The 17,772-nt window shown below is 71.5% G+C and carries 17 protein-coding genes and 1 pseudogene; 11 read left to right on the top strand and 7 right to left on the bottom strand.

Going from position 1 to position 17,772, the window contains the following annotated elements:
• Position 1 precedes the first annotated feature (1 nt).
• Positions 2–1,285, top strand: a complete 1,284-nt coding sequence (locus BCF44_RS36795) for a nicotinate phosphoribosyltransferase (RefSeq protein WP_116179077.1) — start codon at positions 2–4, stop codon at positions 1,283–1,285.
• 7 nt (positions 1,286–1,292) lie between these two features.
• Entirely contained in the window at positions 1,293–1,862 is a 570-nt protein-coding gene (locus BCF44_RS36790; RefSeq protein WP_116179076.1) for a nicotinamidase, read from the top strand.
• A 30-nt stretch (positions 1,863–1,892) separates the two neighbouring features.
• Here BCF44_RS36790 and BCF44_RS36785 read toward each other — a convergent pair whose 3' ends face one another.
• Together BCF44_RS36785 and wecB are read right to left on the bottom strand one after the other, a co-directional pair.
• Positions 1,893–2,540 (bottom strand): choice-of-anchor P family protein, encoded by a 648-nt coding sequence (locus BCF44_RS36785; RefSeq protein WP_116179075.1) that lies wholly within the window; start codon positions 2,538–2,540, stop codon positions 1,893–1,895.
• Between the two features lie 101 nt (positions 2,541–2,641).
• Positions 2,642–3,805 carry a non-hydrolyzing UDP-N-acetylglucosamine 2-epimerase gene (gene wecB / locus BCF44_RS36780; protein WP_116179074.1) on the bottom strand — a complete coding sequence of 388 codons (1,164 nt, stop codon included), beginning with the start codon at positions 3,803–3,805 and terminating at the stop codon, positions 2,642–2,644.
• 287 nt (positions 3,806–4,092) lie between these two features.
• Here wecB and BCF44_RS36775 point away from each other — a divergent pair, with 287 nt between their 5' ends.
• The 6 genes and pseudogenes from BCF44_RS36775 (at position 4,093) to BCF44_RS36755 (ending at position 9,711) form a co-directional block, all read left to right on the top strand.
• Positions 4,093–4,626 carry an exosortase/archaeosortase family protein gene (locus BCF44_RS36775; RefSeq protein WP_246016009.1) on the top strand — a complete coding sequence of 178 codons (534 nt, stop codon included), beginning with the start codon at positions 4,093–4,095 and terminating at the stop codon, positions 4,624–4,626.
• Between the two features lie 50 nt (positions 4,627–4,676).
• Positions 4,677–5,681 (top strand): radical SAM protein, encoded by a 1,005-nt coding sequence (locus BCF44_RS36770; RefSeq protein ID WP_116179072.1) that lies wholly within the window; start codon positions 4,677–4,679, stop codon positions 5,679–5,681.
• 128 nt (positions 5,682–5,809) lie between these two features.
• Positions 5,810–6,397, top strand: a complete 588-nt coding sequence (locus BCF44_RS36765) for a biotin transporter BioY (protein WP_116179071.1) — start codon at positions 5,810–5,812, stop codon at positions 6,395–6,397.
• Positions 6,398–6,445: 48 nt separating this feature from the next.
• Positions 6,446–6,697, top strand: a complete 252-nt coding sequence (locus tag BCF44_RS58715; protein WP_116179161.1) for a type II toxin-antitoxin system Phd/YefM family antitoxin — start codon at positions 6,446–6,448, stop codon at positions 6,695–6,697.
• A gap of 140 nt (positions 6,698–6,837) precedes the next feature.
• A pseudogene (lipB, locus tag BCF44_RS57995) lies at positions 6,838–7,422 on the top strand (lipoyl(octanoyl) transferase LipB); the annotation flags it as partial.
• 255 nt (positions 7,423–7,677) lie between these two features.
• Positions 7,678–9,711, top strand: coding sequence for an ATP-dependent DNA helicase (locus tag BCF44_RS36755; RefSeq protein WP_246016022.1), 2,034 nt, complete (start codon positions 7,678–7,680; stop codon positions 9,709–9,711).
• Between the two features lie 180 nt (positions 9,712–9,891).
• On the opposite strand, the gene BCF44_RS36750 is transcribed toward BCF44_RS36755, so the two are convergent.
• From BCF44_RS36750 to ctaD, 4 genes are all read right to left on the bottom strand, one after another.
• Positions 9,892–10,257: an OsmC family protein gene (locus tag BCF44_RS36750; protein WP_116179069.1), complete on the bottom strand. Its 366-nt coding sequence runs from the start codon at positions 10,255–10,257 to the stop codon at positions 9,892–9,894.
• On the bottom strand, positions 10,254–11,012 hold the full coding sequence (locus BCF44_RS36745; protein WP_116179068.1) for an aminoacyl-tRNA hydrolase: 759 nt from the start codon (positions 11,010–11,012) through the stop codon (positions 10,254–10,256). Before BCF44_RS36745 ends, BCF44_RS36750 begins: the two co-directional genes overlap by 4 nt.
• The gene (gene serB / locus BCF44_RS36740) at positions 11,009–12,235 is read right to left on the bottom strand and encodes a phosphoserine phosphatase SerB (protein WP_116179160.1); all 1,227 of its coding nucleotides are present in this window, start codon (positions 12,233–12,235) and stop codon (positions 11,009–11,011) included. The genes BCF44_RS36745 and serB overlap by 4 nt, the downstream gene beginning before the upstream one ends.
• An 83-nt stretch (positions 12,236–12,318) precedes the next feature.
• Positions 12,319–14,061 carry an aa3-type cytochrome oxidase subunit I gene (gene ctaD, locus BCF44_RS36735; RefSeq protein ID WP_116179159.1) on the bottom strand — a complete coding sequence of 581 codons (1,743 nt, stop codon included), beginning with the start codon at positions 14,059–14,061 and terminating at the stop codon, positions 12,319–12,321.
• Between the two features lie 130 nt (positions 14,062–14,191).
• Here ctaD and BCF44_RS36730 point away from each other — a divergent pair, with 130 nt between their 5' ends.
• From BCF44_RS36730 to BCF44_RS36720, 3 genes are all read left to right on the top strand, one after another.
• Positions 14,192–15,025 (top strand): phosphotransferase, encoded by an 834-nt coding sequence (locus tag BCF44_RS36730; RefSeq protein ID WP_116179067.1) that lies wholly within the window; start codon positions 14,192–14,194, stop codon positions 15,023–15,025.
• 199 nt (positions 15,026–15,224) lie between these two features.
• Positions 15,225–16,214, top strand: a complete 990-nt coding sequence (locus BCF44_RS36725) for an asparaginase (protein WP_246016008.1) — start codon at positions 15,225–15,227, stop codon at positions 16,212–16,214.
• Between the two features lie 21 nt (positions 16,215–16,235).
• The gene (locus BCF44_RS36720) at positions 16,236–17,246 is read left to right on the top strand and encodes an SMP-30/gluconolactonase/LRE family protein (protein ID WP_342775687.1); all 1,011 of its coding nucleotides are present in this window, start codon (positions 16,236–16,238) and stop codon (positions 17,244–17,246) included.
• Here the strand turns inward: BCF44_RS36720 and BCF44_RS36715 are convergent.
• Entirely contained in the window at positions 17,233–17,709 is a 477-nt protein-coding gene (locus BCF44_RS36715) for an SMI1/KNR4 family protein (RefSeq protein ID WP_116179066.1), read from the bottom strand. The two genes, BCF44_RS36720 and BCF44_RS36715, sit on opposite strands and share 14 nt — an antisense overlap.
• Between the last annotated feature and the right edge of the window lie 63 nt (positions 17,710–17,772).

Raw genomic sequence — 17,772 nt, 5'->3', positions numbered from 1 at the left:
CATGACCAGTTCGAGCACCGCGCTGCTCACCGACCACTACGAGCTCACGATGCTGTCGAGCGCGTTGCGGGACGACACCGCCGACCGGCCGTGCGTGTTCGAGGTCTTCGCCCGCCGGCTGCCCGACGGCCGGCGCTACGGCGTGGTCGGCGGCACCGCCCGACTGCTGGACGCGATCACCCGCTTCCGGTTCGACGGGGCCGAGCTGGACCACCTGGCGGCGGCCGAGGTGGTGGACGACCGCACGCTGGCCTGGCTCGCCGACTACGAGTTCACCGGCGACGTGGACGGCTATCCGGAGGGCGAGCTGTACTTCCCGGGCTCGCCGATCCTGACGGTGCGCGCCCCGTTCGCGGTGGGCGTGGTGCTGGAGACGCTGGCGCTGTCCGTCCTCAACCACGACAGCGCGATCGCCTCGGCGGCGGCGCGCATGGTGACGGCGGCCAACGGCCGCCGCATGATCGAGATGGGCTCGCGCCGCACGCACGAGGAGGCGGCGGTGGCCTCGGCCAGGGTTGCCTACCTGGCCGGCTTCACCGCGACGTCCAACCTGGAGGCGGGCCGCCGCTACGGCATCCCGACAGCCGGCACCTCGGCGCACGCCTTCACGCTGCTGCACGACAGCGAGGCGGAGGCGTTCCGGGCGCAGGTGGACGAGCTCGGCTCGGACACCACGCTGCTGGTCGACACGTACGACATCACCAAGGGCATCCAGACGGCGGTCGAGGTGGCGGGCCCGGAGCTGGGCGCGATCCGCATCGACTCCGGCGACGTGGGCCCGCTGGCCCGGCAGGCCCGCGAGCAGCTGGACGCGCTCGGCGCCCGCAACACCAAGATCGTCGTCTCCGGCGACCTGGACGAGTACGCCATCGCGGCGCTGCGCGCGGAGCCGGTGGACGCCTACGGCGTGGGCACGTCGCTGGTGATCGGCTCGGGCGCGCCGACCGCGGGCATGGTCTACAAGCTGGTGGAGGTCGCGGGCCGGCCGGTGGCCAAGCGCAGCTCGCACAAGGAGTCCCGCGGCGGCCGCAAGGGCGCGCTGCGCCGCTTCCGTGAGACGGGCACGGCCATCGAGGAGGTCGTCTACACCGTTGACCACCGGCCCGAACCGAGCGAGCACGACCGCGAGTTGCAGATCCCCCTGCTGCGGGCTGGACAACCGGCGGCCGATCTGCCGACGATCGAGCAGAGCCGCGAACGGCTGCGGCAGGCCCTGGTCAGCGTGCCGTGGGAGGGCCTGAAGCTCTCGCACGGCGAGCCGGCCATCCCGACGACTTTCCTGTGAGGCTGCGATGGCCAACGCACTGATCGTGGTGGACGTGCAGAATGACTTCTGCGAGGGCGGATCGCTGCCGGTGACCGGCGGCGCGGCCGTGGCGGCCGAGGTGTCACGGCACATCGCCGACGGCTCCTACGACCATGTCGTGGCCACGCGCGACTACCACCAGGACCCGGGCGAGCACTTCAGCGCCAGCCCGGACTTCGTGCGGACCTGGCCGGTGCACTGCGTGGCCGGCACGCCGGGCGCGTCGTTCCACCCGGAGCTGGACGTGGCGGGCGTGCAGGCGGTGTTCTCCAAGGGTGCGCATGCGGCCGCCTACTCCGGCTTCGAGGGCACCGGCCCGAACGGGCGGTCCCTGGCGGACTGGTTGCGGGACAACGGAGTCGACCGGGTGGACGTGGTCGGCATCGCGACCGACCACTGCGTGCGCGCGACGGCGTTGGACGCGGCGAAGGCGGGTTTCGACACCACGGTGCTGCTGGACCTGACCGCGGGCGTGGCGGCGGAGACGACCGAGCGGGCGCTGGCGGAGCTGCGTTCGGCCGGCGTCACCCTGGTGGGCGCGCCCAAGCTCGGCTGAGCGGGGTCCCGGGCGGGAACCCCGCAGCCGTCATGACGTCGGCGAGCAGGCGGCGTGACCGACGATCACGTCGCCGCTCATCGGGCCGTCGCCGTTCGGGTAGAGCTGGATGTGCAGCATGTTGATGGTCACGCTGCCGTCGTTGGGCTCGGCCTGGATCACCTCGTTGAAGGTGACGCGGGCCTGCGGGTCGTCGGCCGGGCCGACGGTGGTGGTGTAGTTGGCCGGGATCGGCTTCGGCGCGGTCACGCCCTGGAGGCCGCTGAACTGGAAGGCGACCGTGGTGCTTGTCGTGGTGGCCGAGCAGCTCGCGCTGTAGTTGGCGAGCTTGATCTCCGGGCCGCCGTACGGCACGAGGGCGGTCAGGTCGAAGCTGTTGCCGCTGGCCGTCATCTTCGCGGTCTTCGCGCCGGCGTCCTTGGTGCAGCTGGTGTTGCCGGCGCCGAAGTTCGCCACGCCGTAGGCGTGCGTGCCGTTGCTGGAGTTCTGCTGGTCCGCGGTGACATCGCACTGCGCGATCGGCGGCACCGTGACCGGGCGCCCGTCGCGGGTGACGTCGACCGAGCCCAGCGAGGTCTGGCCAAGCGGCGTCGCCCCGGCCGGAATCGCCGTGAGGGCCATCGCCGCGAGCACCGCGGCCGCCCCGGCTCCGACGCGCCGCGCGCTCCTGCTGAACATCGTCGTCCTTCCTTCGGTGAGGGTCGTTCGCGTCCGATCATCTGCGCTCGGTCGCCGTCATGTAACCCGACAGCGCGATAGCCACCCGGACGAGTGACACGTCAGCGGAGGGCGATCAATTCCGGCGTCTGCGCGCCGACTCCGCCCGTGCCCAGCAGCCGGTCGAGTGCGGCGACCACCCGATGGCCCGCCTGCCCGTCACCGAACGGGTTGTGCCCGGTGGGCAGCCGCAGGTGCGAGCCGAGCAGCCAGTCGGCCTCGGCGACGATGCGGGTGTCGTCGGTGCCGACCACCCACGCGTAGCCGGCGTCGACCGCCTCGAGCCGGTCGGGAGTGTCCCGCACGACCAGTGCCGGCACCCCGAAACTGGGCGCTTCCTCCTGTAGGCCACCGGAATCCGTGACGACGAGCGCTGCCTGGCGCAGCGCCCGAAGCAGGTCCGGGTAGTCCAGCGGGTCGCACAGCCAGACGCGGTCGTGGCCCTGGAGCGCTCCGGACACCTGCGCCTGCACGGTCGGGTTCGGGTGCAGCGGCAGCAGCACGTGAATGTCAGGGTGGCGGTCCACCATGGACCGCACGGCGGCAAGCACCCGATCCAGCGGCTCGCCCCACGATTCACGGCGGTGGACGGTCACCAGCACGATCCGACCACCGTCGGCGCTGACCTGCGCCTCCAGGTCGAGCAGGACCTGGCTGCGCGGCGGCAGCCTCGCGGCCGTGATGCGGTGCAGCGCGTCCACAATGGTGTTTCCGGTGATGGTGATTCGCTTTCCGGGCACGGCCTCGGCGAGCAGCGCGCGGGCGGCGGCCTCCGTCGGGGCGAGGTGCAGCGCGGCGATGCGGGAGATCATCTGCCGGTTGCCCTCCTCAGGGAAGGGCGAGGCCAGGTCGCCGCTGCGCAGCCCGGCGCCCAGGTGTGCGACGGGCACTCCGCGCCAGTAGGCGGCGAGCGCGCCGGCGAGCGCGGTGGACGTGTCGCCCTGGACCAGCACGGCAGCCGGGCGGCGGCGCACGATCAGCTCGTCCAGTCGTCGCAGCACGCCCGAGACCAGCTCAGCTTGGCTACCGATCTCGCGGCGCAGCGGCACGAACGCGTCCGGGCGCAGGTCGAACGGGGCCAGCGCCTGCTCGACCAGGCCCACGTGCTGACCGCTGTGCACGATCATCGGACGCAGCAGGGGATGGCCGGCCAGCGCGAGCGCCACCGGCGCGGCCTTGAGTGCCTCCGGCCGGGTTCCGGCCAGCAGCAGCACTTCGGTGCTCAAGAGGCTTGCTCCTCACATGTCCCGTGTGGACGGTCGGCGGGCGGGCAGGGTCCGGTTGCGCATGCTTGTCCTCCAGGGGTGCGGGCTTTGGACTATTGACCTTCACCCGAATCAGTCAAAGGCCGGCGACCCACACGAGGGACCCCGTTCAGCCGTTCCGCCCAGCAGTCACTACGCACCGTGCCGATGTCAGCCGGTTCAGCGTCGTCCGACCACCCGTTCCGGCCGTTCAGGGGATGTCACGCGGTACCGATACCTCGCTGGACGCGAACGTGAAAGGACTACGCGTGACAGCAGTGACGGCCCCGCGCGTCCGGGCCCCGGCCGTGGTGGTGCTGCTGGTGGCGGCCGCCGCGGTGCTCGCGCTCGTGCACCGGCTGTACCAGCGTGCGGAGATCTCCCTTGCGGCACTGGTGTTCCAGCCGTCCGGCGTGCGACTGGACGGCGCGGCGCACGCGGTGTACTTCGGACTCGACACCGATCACCCGCTCGGCATGCGGATGACTCCCGAGGGCACATCCGCGTTCCTGCTCGTGCCGCTGCTGCTGCTCGCCTCGGTGCTGGTCGCGCTGGTGCCGCGCATCACCGGGAAAGTGGTGGTGGCGCTGGGTTTCGCCGCGCTGGCCCTGGTCGCGGTCAACCAGCTGCGCATCCTGTCGCTTGTCGGCCTGGTCAGCTGGCTCGGCGCGGACACCGGCTACCTGGTCGGCCACACGCTGCTGGGCTCGCTGATCAACGTGGTCGGCAGCCTGGCCTCGCTGGTGCTGTTCGGATGGCTGGTCGTGCGGCGGCGAACCGGGAAATCCTCCCGGGTCACCTAGGAATTCCTTCCCTGGCGATCGGGACGGCGCGGGGCGCACCGTGCTGAGCCATGGACGGTCCGCACGTCGTTGTCTGGGACATCACCCACGCGTGCCCGCTGCGTTGCGAGCACTGCTACTCGGAGGCCGGCCGGCGGCCCGCGCGCCAGCTGGACCGGGACGACCTGCTGCGCGTGGCCGACGCCGTCATCGAGATGGGGCCGGCGCTCGTGGACCTGTGCGGCGGCGAGCCGCTGGTGGTCCGCGAGATCTTCGAGGTGGCCGAACGCCTGCGCGGGGCGGGCATCCTCGTCGCGCTGTACACCGGTGGCTGGCCGCTGAGCGCGGAAATGGTGCCGCGCCTGGCCGAATCCTGCGACCGCGTCGTGGTGAGCGTCGACGGCGCGACCGCCGAGGTCCATGACCGGCTGCGCGGCCGCGCCGGCTCGTTCGACCGTGCGATGCGGGCACTGGAGCTGCTCGACGGCGCCGGCGACATCCGGTTCGCCATCGACTGCGCCGTCATGCGGAGCAACTTCGACCAGCTCGCCTCGTACTGCACCGACATCGCGCCACGCTTCTCGAACCTGCGGCGGATCGGGTTCGAGGCGGCGACGCCGTTCGGGCTGGCCAGCCGCGCCGGGTTCGCCCTGCACGAGCTCGTCACCGAGGAGCAGTGGGCCCGGCTGGCCGACGACGCCCTGCGCGCCGAGCTGCAAGCGCTTGCGCCCCAGTCCGTGCTGGTCGAGACGACCGACAACCGGTGCGTGATGATGCATCCCGACGACGAGATCGGCCCCGGCTCGCAGGCCATGTTCGTCGAGGCCGACGGCAGCGTGCGGGCCATGACCTTCTACGAGGGCACCGTGGGCAACCTGCGTCTCGAACCGTGGGAAGTGCTGTGGCAGCGGGCGATCGCCCGCTGGCGCGACCCCGTCGTCACGGAGACGCTCGCGCCCGTGCGCACCATGCGGCAGTGGGCCGACGCCGTGCGGACCCTCGACCGCCACTTCGCGTCCGCCGAGGACCTCGCGCGCATCGACAACCGACCGATGTACCCGCTGCTCGTGTACTGAGAGGAGGTGATCCCGATGGCACTGCCCAAGCTCGACCCCCGGAAGACATGGTGAGAAAAGTCCCAAAGGTCCCCTACCTTTCGCCGATTAGGGTCACAGCGAGTGGCTGTCGCCTGAGGAGGGACCTGATGTCCGTACTTGCTGTGACCAACCGCCGTGCTGTGCTGGCCGACGCCATTCCCGGCGCACTGACCAAGGACGTCGCGCTGGTGTTGGCCGGCGCCGGGCTGACCGGATTGGCCGCACAGATCGCCGTGCACATCCCCGGCAGCCCGGTGCCGGTCACCGGTCAGACATTCGCCGCCCTGCTGGTCGGCGCCGGTCTCGGGTGGAAGCGCGGCGGGCTGTCGCTGGCGCTGTACTTCCTCGCGGGCGTCGCCGGCGTGCCGTGGTTCACCGGCGGGGCCTCCGGTTGGGCCGCCGTCACCGGCGGGTATCTCGTCGGTTTCATCGCCGCCAGCGCCCTCGTCGGGGCTCTCGCCAACCGCGGCGGCGACCGCACGCCGCTGCGCACCGTCGGGACCATGGTGGTGGGCAACCTGATCATCTACGCCGTCGGCGTGCCGTGGCTGATGGCCGCCACCGGCATGGACCTGCACGCCGCGCTCCTCGCCGGCGTCGCGCCCTTCCTCCTCGGCGACGCCATCAAGATCGCCCTCGCCGCCGGCCTGCTCCCCGGCACCTGGGCCCTCGTCCACCGCTTCCAGCAGCACTGATGCGACCTCTGTAGCTGTTGTGCTACAGAGGTCGCTACGGTGGCCGTCATGGACGAGGTCGCACTGCGCGAACTGCGGAACCACACCAGTGAGGTCCTGCATCGCGTCGAGGCGGGTGAAGAGCTGACGGTCACCGTCAGCGGTCGACCCGTGGCCCGACTCGTCCCGTTACCGCCGCGCAGGCCGTATCTGGCTCGGGCCGAGATCGTCGCGAACCGCGCCGACGCCGGGCTTCTCGACGATCTCCGCGAGACGACCGACGACCTCGACGATCCGTGGGACAAGGCACCTGACCAGTGACTATTCGCACCGTGCTGGCCGACACATCGTTTTTCGTGGCGGTGGAGCAGAGTCGGCCCGGTCTGCCGGTTGCCACACAAGACGACGATTACGACGGCACTCCTGGTCTTGAGGTCATCAAGCTCTGAGGACGGTGGTCCATGCGGCGGGTTGATCTCGGGGTCGTCGAGTACGAGCGGGCCGCCGAGGACATGCGCGGGTGGGTGACGGAGCGGCAGGAGGGCCGGGCCGAGGACCGGCTGTTCCTGCTGAGCCACCCGCCCGTCGTCACCTACGGACCGCGGACGGATCCGGCTGATCTGCCCGCCGGGATGCCGACCGTGCAGGTGGACCGCGGTGGTTACGCCACGTATCACGGCCCCGGCCAGCTCGTCGGGTACCTGGTGATCAACGTCCGCGACCGCGGGCCGGTGGACGTCGTGCGGTGGGTGGAGAACGGGCTGATCGACGCGCTGGCGGCGCTGGGATTCGCCACCATCAGGCGGGACACGCCGCCCGGCGCGAACAGCCTGGTCGGGGTGTGGACGCCGGATCACCGCAAGCTGGTGTCGATCGGCATGCGGATCCGGCGCGGGGTGACCAGCCACGGGTTCGCCGTCAACGTCGACCCGGACATGTCGGTGTACCGCGACTTCACGGCGTGCGCGCTGCCCGGCGTCACCATGTGCTCGCTGGCCGAACTCGCGGCGGAGCAGGGAGTTCCGACCCCGTCGGAGGCGGCGGTGCGGGACGCCTGCGCCACAGCTCTCGGCGCTGTCCGAGACACCCGGCGGCCCTGGTCGGGTGAGTTGCGCGAGGCCCCGCCGGTGCCTGGACCGTCGCCGGATTTCGATCGGCCGCCACCCGACGCGACCACCGCACGAGCCGACGCGGGCGATCGAAATCCGGCCAGGGAAGGCACCGGCCCCGAAGGGGCCGAGCCGCGACGCCGAAGGCGGCGCAATCCAACACTGTCAGGGGTTGCGGGTAACGTCTCGCTCGTGCCGGAACTGCCCTCAGTCGAATCCCTGCTCGCCGAAGCCGTCGAAGCCGTCGGCGGTACGCAGCGGCCCGGACAGGTGGAGATGGCGCTGGCGGTGGAGCGGGCGATCCGCACGGGCGAGCACCTGGCCGTGCAGGCGGGCACCGGCACCGGGAAATCGTTGGGCTACCTGGTGCCCGCGGTCCGGCACGCGGTGGCCGAGGAGGCCACGGTGGTGGTGTCCACGGCGACGATCGCGTTGCAGCGGCAGCTGGTGGACCGGGATCTGCCGCGGCTGGCCAAGGCGTTGAAGAAGTCGCTGGGCCGCGAGCCCACGTTCGCGATCCTGAAGGGCCGCCGCAACTATCTGTGCATGCACCGGGTGCATTCCGGGGCGCCGGACGAGCCGGAGGACGAGGGCCTGTTCGACCCGTTCGCGATCTCCCGGCTGGGTCGGGACGTGAAGCGCCTGCACGAGTGGTCGTCGGACACCGAGACGGGCGACCGGGACGAACTGGTGCCGGGTGTCAGCGATCAGGCGTGGCGGCAGCTTTCCGTGAGCGCCAAGGAATGTCTCGGCGTCTCGAAGTGCCCGATCGGCGTGGACTGCTTCGCGGAGCGGGCGCGGGCCGAGGCGGGGCGGGCGGACGTGGTCGTCACCAATCACGCGCTGCTCGCGATCGACGCCCTCGAGGGCTACAAGGTGTTGCCGGAGCACGATCTGGTGATCGTGGACGAGGCGCACGACCTGGTCGACCGGGTTACGTCGGTGGCCACCGCGGAGCTGTCGACCGCGGCGCTGGCGGTCGCCGTGCGGCGGTGCGGGCGGCAGATCGAGGACGACGTCGCCGATCAGCTGTCGGAGTCCGGCGAGGGCCTGGAGATCGTGCTGTCGGAGATGCCGATCGGGCGGCTCGACGCGATGCCGCGGGCACTGTCCGGCGCGCTGGCGGCCGTGCGGGACGCCGCGCACCGCTGCATCACCGCGCTCGGCCCCGAACGCAAGGAGGATCCCGAGGGGGCGGTCGGCCGCAAGCTCGCGCTGGCGATGCTGGACGAGATCCACGACACCTCCGTGCGGCTGTTGGAGGCGTTCGACGGCGACGAGGCGCATCGGCGGGACGTGGTGTGGCTGGCCGGCGATTTCCGTGACGACAGCAAGCCGCCCACGGTGAAGGTGGCCCCGCTCGGCGTCGGCGGCCTGCTGCGGGAGCGCCTGTTCGCGCCGCGGACCACCGTGCTCACCTCGGCCACGCTCACGCTCGGCGGCACCTTCGACGCCCTGGCCCGGCAGTGGGGGCTGCCGGCCTCCAGCCAGGTCCGGGAGCTCGATGCCACCGCCACCGACAAGGAACCGCCGTCGGACCTGAGCGCCCCTCGCTGGAGCGGCATGGACGTCGGCTCCCCGTTCGAGCACGGGCGCAGCGGAATCCTTTACCTGGCAAGGCATCTGCCCACACCCGGCCGGGACGGCCTGCCGCAGGCCTACCTCGACGAGATCGTCGAGCTGGTCAACGCGGCCGGCGGGCGGACGCTGGGGCTGTTCTCGTCCATGCGCGCCGCCAAGCAGGCCGCCGAGGCGATCCGCACCCGTATCGAGTATCCCGTGCTGTGTCAGGGCGAGGACTCCACCGCCCAGCTGGTCAAGAAGTTCGCCGACGACGTGCGGTGCTGCCTGTTCGGGACGCTGTCCCTGTGGCAGGGCGTCGACGTGCCCGGCGACTCGCTGCAACTCGTCATCGTCGATCGGATTCCCTTCCCCCGCCCCGACGATCCGCTCGCCTCGGCCAGGCAGCGGGCCGTGGAGGCCCGTGGCGGCAACGGTTTCCTCACCGTGGCCGCCACGCACGCCGCCCTGTTGCTCGCGCAGGGCGCCGGTCGGCTGCTGCGCTCCACCAACGACAAGGGCGTCGTCGCCATCCTCGACCCGCGGCTGGCCACCGCCCGGTACGGCGGTTTCCTGCGGGCTTCGCTGCCGCCGTTCTGGACCACGCACGACCCGGAGGTGGTGCGGGCCGCCCTCGCGCGGCTCGACGACGCCGCCTCGGCCTGACCGTCAGGCGGCGATGGGGCCGGCCAGCGCGGCGCTGACCGGCCGCTTCGCCTGGCGCAACTCGTCGGTCATCGTCGACCTCCTTCAGTTTCGCCAACGAAGTTCGGTCTTATTCACCCCCGTCGTCAACAAGCGCCCGTCGATCGAGTGATCGACGGGTAGGAGAATGTCTCTTAGGCGTTATTCGGGCCGCAGGTGGACGGCGACCGGGGCGCCGTGCTCGACGGTGCGACTGACCTTGCAGGCACGCGCCACGGCGCGGGGAACGACGGTGGCCAGGGGCTCGTCGGCGGGCAGGTCGAAGGCGACGTCGACGCCGCGGACCTCGTGCTCGGCCTCGGCACCGGTGGCGACGACGGTGAAGGTGGAGTCAGCCCCGGCGCGGCGGGTGATGAGCTGCTCGGCGGTCATGGCGGCGCAGGCGGCGAGGGCGGCTTCCAGCAGCTCAACCGGCGAGAAGCCGGGGCCGCCGACGTCGACGGTGGCGCCGGAGGCGGTGCGGGCGACGAAGCGCCCCTCGCCGACGCGTTGGACGGAGACGGTCATGACGCCCGCTGGGCGACGACGGTGACGGTGCCGGGGGCGACCTCGGTGAAGCCGGCGTCCCGGACGGCGACGACGCCCCGTGACTGCCAGGCTCCGGCGGGATCGTCGCCGGGCACCAGCAGTTTCCAGTCGGCGGGCTCGGGAGTCCTGACGGCGCAAGGGAAACCGGCGGCCTGCCAGGTAGCGAGCTCGGCGGCGGGCAGGAGGGCGGCGAGCAGCATGGTGGCGTGCCCGACCTGCGCGGCGGCCTTGCCGGCGGTCATGGGCACGTCCGGGTTGAGCCACAGCACCGGCGCGCCGGCGGGCACGGGGCCGGGCGAGTCGGCGGGCAGGTCGCTGCCGGTGATCTGGAGCCGGCGCACCTCGTACGGGGTCTCGGCGACCTTCCACGGCAGCAGCGCCCGCGCCTCGGCGTCGCCGACCCGGACGGTGACGCCGGGCAGCGCCTGCACGGCGTCCCAGTGGGCGCCGCGGGCCCGGCGGGCGACCTTGCGGATCCGGCCGTCGATCCAGGCGGACACCTCGGCGTGCCACTCCCCCTCGTCCGACGCGGCCCGAGGATCGAGGCAAACGGCGATAGCGGCCGCGGCGGCGGCCTCGAGCAGCGCGGTCCGCGAGGGCGGCAAGGCCTTCTCGATACGCAGCACGATCGGCATGGCGCGGACCTCGGCGGGGTCCTCGTCGGACGTGTCCTGAGGCGCGGGCCGCCGAAGCCACCAGGCGTAGCGGTCGGCGAGCGGTTGAAGCACGGTCACGGACGCAATGGTGCCAAACCGTCGGCGGCGTCGGCCGCCTCGACCTCGGCGCGGGTGACGCCCAGCACGAACAGCACGGCGTCCAGGAACGGGTGCGACAGCGCGGCGTCGGCGACTTCGCGCAGCGCGGGCTTGGCGTTGAACGCCACCCCCATGCCTGCGGCGGACAGCATGTCGATGTCGTTGGCCCCGTCGCCGACGGCGACGCACTGGGCCAGCGGAATGTGGTACGCGTCGGCGAACTCGCGCAGCGCCTGCGCCTTGCCGGCCCGGTCGATGACCCGCCCGGTGGTGCGCCCGGTCAGCCGCCCGTCCTCGACCTCCAGCTGGTTGGCCATCACGAAGTCGAGCCCCAGTTCGTCGGCCAGGCCCTCGATGACCTTGGTGAACCCGCCGGAGACGACGCCGCAGCGGAAGCCGAGCCGCTTGAGCGTGCGAATGGTGGTGCGGGCGCCGGGCGTGAGCTCCAGCTGCGCGGCGACCTCGCCGAGCACGCCCTCGGGCAGCCCGGCCAGCTGCGCCACCCGCTGCTCCAGCGACTGGGCGAAGTCGAGCTCGCCGCGCATGGCGGCCTCGGTGATCTCGCGGACCTTGTCCTCGCAGCCGGCCCGCGCGGCCAGCATCTCGATGACCTCGCCCTGCACCAGCGTGGAGTCCACGTCGAAGACGACCAGTCGCTTGGCCCGCCGGGTCAACCCGGCCCGCTCCACGGCCATGTCCAGCTCGACCCGGGAGGACAGCTCGGCGACGGCGGTGCGCAGCAGCGCGTCCTGCTCCGCGGTGTCGTCGGGCACGGAGACCCGCAGCTCCAGGCCGGTGACCGGGTAGTCGGCGACCCGCCGGATGGCGTCGATGTTCACGCCCAGCGCGGCCAGCTTGCGGGCGACCTCGGTGAACGCCCGTGCGGTCACGGGCCGGCCGAGCACCACCAGCACGTGGCTGGAGCCGTGCTGCGACGAGCTGCGCGGGTCGGCCCCGACCTCGACGTCCACGTTCATCGCGACGCTGGCCATGGCCTGCTCGACGGACTCCTGGAGGCCCTCGGGGTCCCGGTCGTCGTTCACCAGCACGCCCAGCACCAGCTTGCCGCGGATGACCACCTGCTCGACGTCGAGCACCTCGACGCCGTGCCGGGTCAGCACCGCGAACAGCACCGAGGACACCCCGGGCTTGTCCGGTCCGGTGACGGTGATCAGGACCGTGCTGGCGTGGGAACTGGTCACCCGCCCAGTCTGCCGGAAAAGCAAGCGGGCCCCGGTGTGTCCGTGATCACCGGGGCCCGCTTGTCACACTGTTCAGCTGACGGTCACTTCTCCGTCGGGTCGTCGCTACCCGTGACGGCCGCGGTCAGCGCCTCGGACGGGGCCGGTGTGTGGCCGTACTCCGCCTCCAGCCGCAGCCGCTCCACCATGTGCGGGTAGTGCAGCTCGAACGCCGGGCGCTCGGAGCGGATCCGCGGCAGCGAGGTGAAGTTGTGCCGCGGCGGCGGGCAGGAGGTCGCCCACTCCAGCGAGTTGCAGTAGCCCCACGGGTCGTCGACCTCGACGACCTCGCCGTAGCGGTAGCTGCGGAACACGTTCCACAGGAACGGCAGGGTGGACGCGCCCAGGATGTACGCGCCGATGGTGGACACCGTGTTCAGCGTGGTGAAGCCGTCGCTGCTCAGGTAGTCCGCGTACCGGCGGGGCATGCCCTCGGCGCCCAGCCAGTGCTGCACCAGGAAGGTGGTGTGGAAGCCGATGAAGGTGGTCCAGAAGTGCAGCTTGCCCAGGCCCTCGTCCAGCATCCGGCCGGTGATCTTCGGGAACCAGAAGTAGATGCCCGCGTAGGTGGCGAACACGATGGTGCCGAAGAGCACGTAGTGGAAGTGCGCGACCACGAAGTACGAGTCGGACACGTGGAAGTCGATGGCCGGCGCGGCCAGCAGCACGCCGGTCAGGCCGCCGAAGAGGAAGGTGATCAGGAAGCCGACGCTGAACAGCATCGGCGTCTCGAAGGTCAGCTGCCCCTTCCACATGGTGCCGATCCAGTTGAAGAACTTCACACCGGTCGGGACCGCGATCAGGAAGGTCATGAAGGAGAAGAACGGCAGCAGCACGGCGCCGGTGGCGTACATGTGGTGCGCCCACACGGTCACCGACAGGGCCGCGATGCCCAGCGTGGCGTAGATCAGGCCCTTGTAGCCGAACAACGGCTTGCGGCTGAACACCGGGAAGATCTCGGACACGATGCCGAAGAACGGCAGCGCGACGATGTAGACCTCGGGATGGCCGAAGAACCAGAACAGGTGCTGCCAGAGGATGACGCCGCCGTTGGCCGGGTCGAACACGTGCGCGCCGAGGTGCCGGTCCGCCAGCAGGCCGAACAGGGCCGCGGTCAGGATCGGGAAGGCCAGCAGCACGAGGATCGAGGTGACCAGGATGTTCCAGGTGAAGATCGGCATCCGGAACATGGTCATGCCGGGGGCGCGCAGGCAGACCACCGTGGTGATCATGTTGACGCCGCCGAGGATGGTGCCGAGGCCGGACAGGATCAGACCGGTGATCCACATGTCGGCGCCGACGCCCGGCGAGTGGACCATGTCCGACAGCGGGGTGTAGGCGAACCAGCCGAAGTCGGCCGCGCCGCCCGGGGTCAGGAAGCCGGCCACGACGATCGTGCCGCCGAACACGTAGGCCCAGTAGGCGAACGCGTTCAGCCGCGGGAAGGCGACGTCCGGCGAGCCGATCTGGAGCGGCAGCACGAAGTTGGCGAAGCCGAACACGATCGGGGTCGCGTACAGCAGCAGCATGATCGTGCCGTGCATGGTGAACAGCTGGTTGAACTGCTCCTGCGAGAGGAACTGCAGACCCGGCTGGGCCAGCTCGGTGCGCATGAGCAGGGCCATCGCGCCGCCGACCATGAAGAAGGCGAACGAGGTGACCAGGTACATGATTCCGATCTGCTTGTGGTCCGTCGTACGGAACAACCGCAGCAGGAGGGAACCCTTGACCGTCGTTCGCGTCGGATAGGGACGCGTAGCGATCGGCTGCGGTGCTACGGCCGTCACGATGCCTCCAGCCAGTGTCATCTCGGGAAACCACACGGATCGTAGACCGAGCAGATCAGGTCAGCTCGGCTGGGCCGCCGGTGGGGAAATCGAGTGACCCCCGTCACCGCCCGTGACAGCATGTTCCGGCATGGAACAGGCGATTCGGGCGGCGGTCTCCTACGCCGCCGCCCACGGGGTGCGGTCGACCGACCCCGCCGTGCTGAAAAACGGCAGCAACGTGCTCGTCCACCTGCGGCCGTCGCCGGTCGTGGCGCGGGCCGCCGGCACCACGGGCCTGGTCCGCACGCCGGTCGCCGACTGGTTCGGCCGCGAACTGTCCGTGGTGGATCACCTGCTCGCGCGGGACGTCCCGGTCGTCGCGCCCAGCGCCGAGCTGCCTCGCGGGCCGGTGGTTCACGAAGGCGTGACCCTGTCCTTCTGGACGTTCACGCCGCACGACCCTTCCGTATCGATCAAGTCCGCGGATTTCGCGGCCTCGCTGGCCGATCTTCACCAGGCGTTGGCCGACTATTCGGACCCGCTGCCCGCGACCGGGCCGCTGGACGACGTGGTGTTCGGGCTGCCGTTCCTCGGCGAGCACGCCGAGCTGCTGCGGGCCGAACACGAGCGGCTGGCGGCTCTGCTGCCTCGAGGCGGCCGGGCGCTGCACGGCGACGCGCACCCCGGCAACGTGCTGGCCACACCGCATGGCCTGGTCTGGAACGACTTCGAGGACACCTGGCGCGGGCCGCTGGAGTGGGACCTCGCGCTGATGCGTCGGACGAAGCTGCTGGACGGCGAGGCGGCGCTGGCGGCCTACCCCGGTTCGCACGACCCGGAACTGCTGGACCTGTGCGGGGAGATTCGCTGGCTGCAGACGCAGATCTGGCTCCAGGCCAGTGTCCGGCGGCTGCCGGCCCGGCAGGCCGAGGCGGACGCGGAACTGGCCCGCTGGCTCGCGGCTCATACAGATGACCTCTGATGAGGCGTGCGAGGCCGCGCCGGCGCCTGGAGTGGTTGGCGAATTTCGATCGCCGCCGCTCGACGCGCCCCACCGGCGAGCCGATGCGGCGGTCGAAATTCGGCAAGCGAAGGCACCGGTCACGAGCGGCCTCGCCCCGCGCGGAACGCGCGGCACAGGCACAGTGACACAGCTCTGGTGATGTGGTACGCCAGTTCAGGTGACCGACTTCGTGACGGTGATCGCGCTCGGTGGAACCATCGCCATGGCCCGGCCGGCCGACGGCAGCACGGGGGCCGTGCCGGCGCTCGACGTCGATCAGCTGCTGGCGTCCGTGCCGGGGCTGGACAAGGTCGACATAGAGCTGCGGACCGTCGCGTTCCGGGCCCTGCCCGGCGCCTCCGTCGGCTTCGACGACCTGACGGCGCTGGCCGAGCTGATCACCGCCGAGATCGACGCCGGGGCCCGGGGTGTGGTGGTCACGCAGGGCACCGACACCATCGAGGAGACGGCGTTCTTCCTCGACACGAGCGTGCTGGACGGCGCGCCGGTGGTGGTCACGGGGGCGATGCGCAATCCGTCGTTGGCCGGCGCCGACGGTCCGGCCAACCTGCTCGCGGCGGTGCAGGTGGCAGGCAGCGAGCAGGCCGACGGGCTGGGCTGCGTGGTGGTGTTCGCCGACGAGGTGCACGCCGCGAGGCACGTCTCCAAGGCGCACAGCGCAAGTATCGCCGCCTTCGTGTCACCGAACACCGGACCGATCGGCTACGTCGTGGAGGGCTCGCTGCGGCTGCTGAACCGGCCGGCGGACGTGCTCAAGGTGTACGTGCCGCAGGGCGCGCCGGAGCCGACCATCGGCCTGGTGACGGTGACCCTGGGCGACGACGGCACCGTGCTCAAGGCGATCGGTGACGCGGTGGACGGCCTGGTGGTGGCGGCCTTCGGGGCCGGGCACGTGCCGGTGGCGATGGTGGAGCCGCTGACCGCGCTGGCCCAGCGCATGCCGGTGATCCTCGCCTCCCGGACCGGCGCGGGGCCGGTGCTGGCCGAGACGTACGGCTTTCCCGGTTCCGAGCAGGATCTGCTGCGCCGTGGTCTGATCGGGGCCGGTTTCCTCAGCCCGGTCAAGGCCCGCATCCTGCTGCGCCAGCTGCTGGCCGCCCGGGCCGGGACCGACGACATCCGGAAGGCGTTCACCGGCGAGGAGTGAGCTCCCCAAAAGGAGAGTCAAATGGCTCGTCCGTCCATCCAACCGGTCATCTGGCAGCCGCCGGCCGCTCCCGAACGGGCGCGCCGGGCCGACAGCTCGCCGCCGATGCCCGTGCCGCAGGTGCTCGCCGTCAACGGGACCGGCCCCGAGGACGTGGTCGTCGACGAGCAGGGCCGCGTGGTGACCGGCGTCGAGGACGGCCGCATCCTGCGGCTGTCCGCCGACGGCCGCGAGATCGTGCAGGTGGCCGACACCGGCGGGCGGCCGCTGGGTGTGGAGCTGCTCGGCGACGGCCGACTGCTGGTGTGCGACGCCGTGCGAGGGCTGCTCGCCGTCGATCCGGACGGCGGCTCGGTGGAGGCCTTGGTGCCCGGCCGCGAGCAGGCCGCCGGCCGGCCGCTGCATCTGTGCAACAACGCTGCAGTGGCGCGGGACGGCACCGTGTTCTTCACCGACTCGACGCAGCGGTTCGACCTGGAGCACTACGTGGCCGATCTGCTGGAGCACGGCGGCACCGGCCGGCTGCTGCGCCGGGACGTGTCCGGCGAGGTCACCGAGCTCCTGGACGGCCTCCAGTTCGCCAACGGCGTGGCGCTGTCGGCGGACGAGTCGTACGTGGCGGTGGCCGAGACCGGCGCCTATCGGCTCCGCCGGGTGTGGCTGACGGGACCCGACGCCGGTCAGAGCGAGGTCCTGACCGACAACCTACCGGGCATCCCCGACAATCTGAGCACGGGCGAGGACGGCCTGATCTGGGTCGCGCTGGCCTCGCCGCGCAACCCGGTGCTGGACTGGACCGCGGCGCGGCACCCCCTGCTGCGCAAGGCCACCTGGGCCCTGCCGCCCGCCGTCTTGACAAAGCTGGAGGTGCACACCACCTGGGTCGTCGCCGTGAACGACGCCGGCGAAATCGTCCGTGACCTCCAGACTTCCGCGCCGGGCTACCACATGGTCACCGGCGTGCGGCAGCACGACGGCAAGCTCTATCTGGGCAGCCTGCGCGCTCGGGGCGTCGCCGTCATCGACCTGTGAGACCCTCTACGAAGGACCGGAAGTCCGGGGCGAGGGCAAGCTCGGCGCGCAGGTCCGTGTCGACCCACGTCACCGTGGGCTCCGCGGACCGGCGGTAGTCCAGCGCGATCCAGCAGTGGCCGTCGCCGGACACCGGCACCAGGCCGGCCGGCAGCTCCCACTCCTCGATCAGGTACGGCACGTCGAGCAGCGAGGTCACGCCTTTGGTGCGCCCGATGCCCATCAGATCGGTGAGCGGCGCGTGATCCGCGGCCCACGAGGTCGGCGCCGTGGTCGGGAACCGTCGGCGGCCGCACGCGACCATGCCGCCGTTCTGGATCCGCAGCAGGTCGATCAGCGCGGCGGGCAGCGACACGCCGAGCAGCTCCTCGGCCTCCCGGACGGCCTCGTCGGTCAGCGGCGGCTGCACGTCGTAGGTGCCGTCGCCCCAGAACACGGCCTTGATCTCGTCGAAGTCCGCCACCCGGGCAGCCTAGGCCCGTCGGCGGCAAAGGTGGAGACAGCTGCACTGCCGGCGCGCCGACCG

Origin of the sequence: Kutzneria buriramensis (assembly GCF_003387475.1) — a bacterium.
Classification (GTDB): domain Bacteria; phylum Actinomycetota; class Actinomycetes; order Mycobacteriales; family Pseudonocardiaceae; genus Kutzneria; species Kutzneria buriramensis.
This window is presented reverse-complemented; position numbering and strand designations above follow the sequence as displayed.

Coding starts and splice junctions, on each gene's coding strand:
- BCF44_RS36795 (WP_116179077.1), top strand. CDS start 2: ATGACCAGTTCGAGCACCGCGCTGCTCACCGACCACTACGAGCTCACG.
- BCF44_RS36790 (WP_116179076.1), top strand. CDS start 1,293: ATGGCCAACGCACTGATCGTGGTGGACGTGCAGAATGACTTCTGCGAG.
- BCF44_RS36785 (WP_116179075.1), bottom strand. CDS start 2,540: ATGTTCAGCAGGAGCGCGCGGCGCGTCGGAGCCGGGGCGGCCGCGGTG.
- BCF44_RS36770 (WP_116179072.1), top strand. CDS start 4,677: ATGGACGGTCCGCACGTCGTTGTCTGGGACATCACCCACGCGTGCCCG.
- BCF44_RS36765 (WP_116179071.1), top strand. CDS start 5,810: ATGTCCGTACTTGCTGTGACCAACCGCCGTGCTGTGCTGGCCGACGCC.
- BCF44_RS58715 (WP_116179161.1), top strand. CDS start 6,446: ATGGACGAGGTCGCACTGCGCGAACTGCGGAACCACACCAGTGAGGTC.
- BCF44_RS36750 (WP_116179069.1), bottom strand. CDS start 10,257: ATGACCGTCTCCGTCCAACGCGTCGGCGAGGGGCGCTTCGTCGCCCGC.
- BCF44_RS36730 (WP_116179067.1), top strand. CDS start 14,192: ATGGAACAGGCGATTCGGGCGGCGGTCTCCTACGCCGCCGCCCACGGG.
- BCF44_RS36720 (WP_342775687.1), top strand. CDS start 16,236: ATGGCTCGTCCGTCCATCCAACCGGTCATCTGGCAGCCGCCGGCCGCT.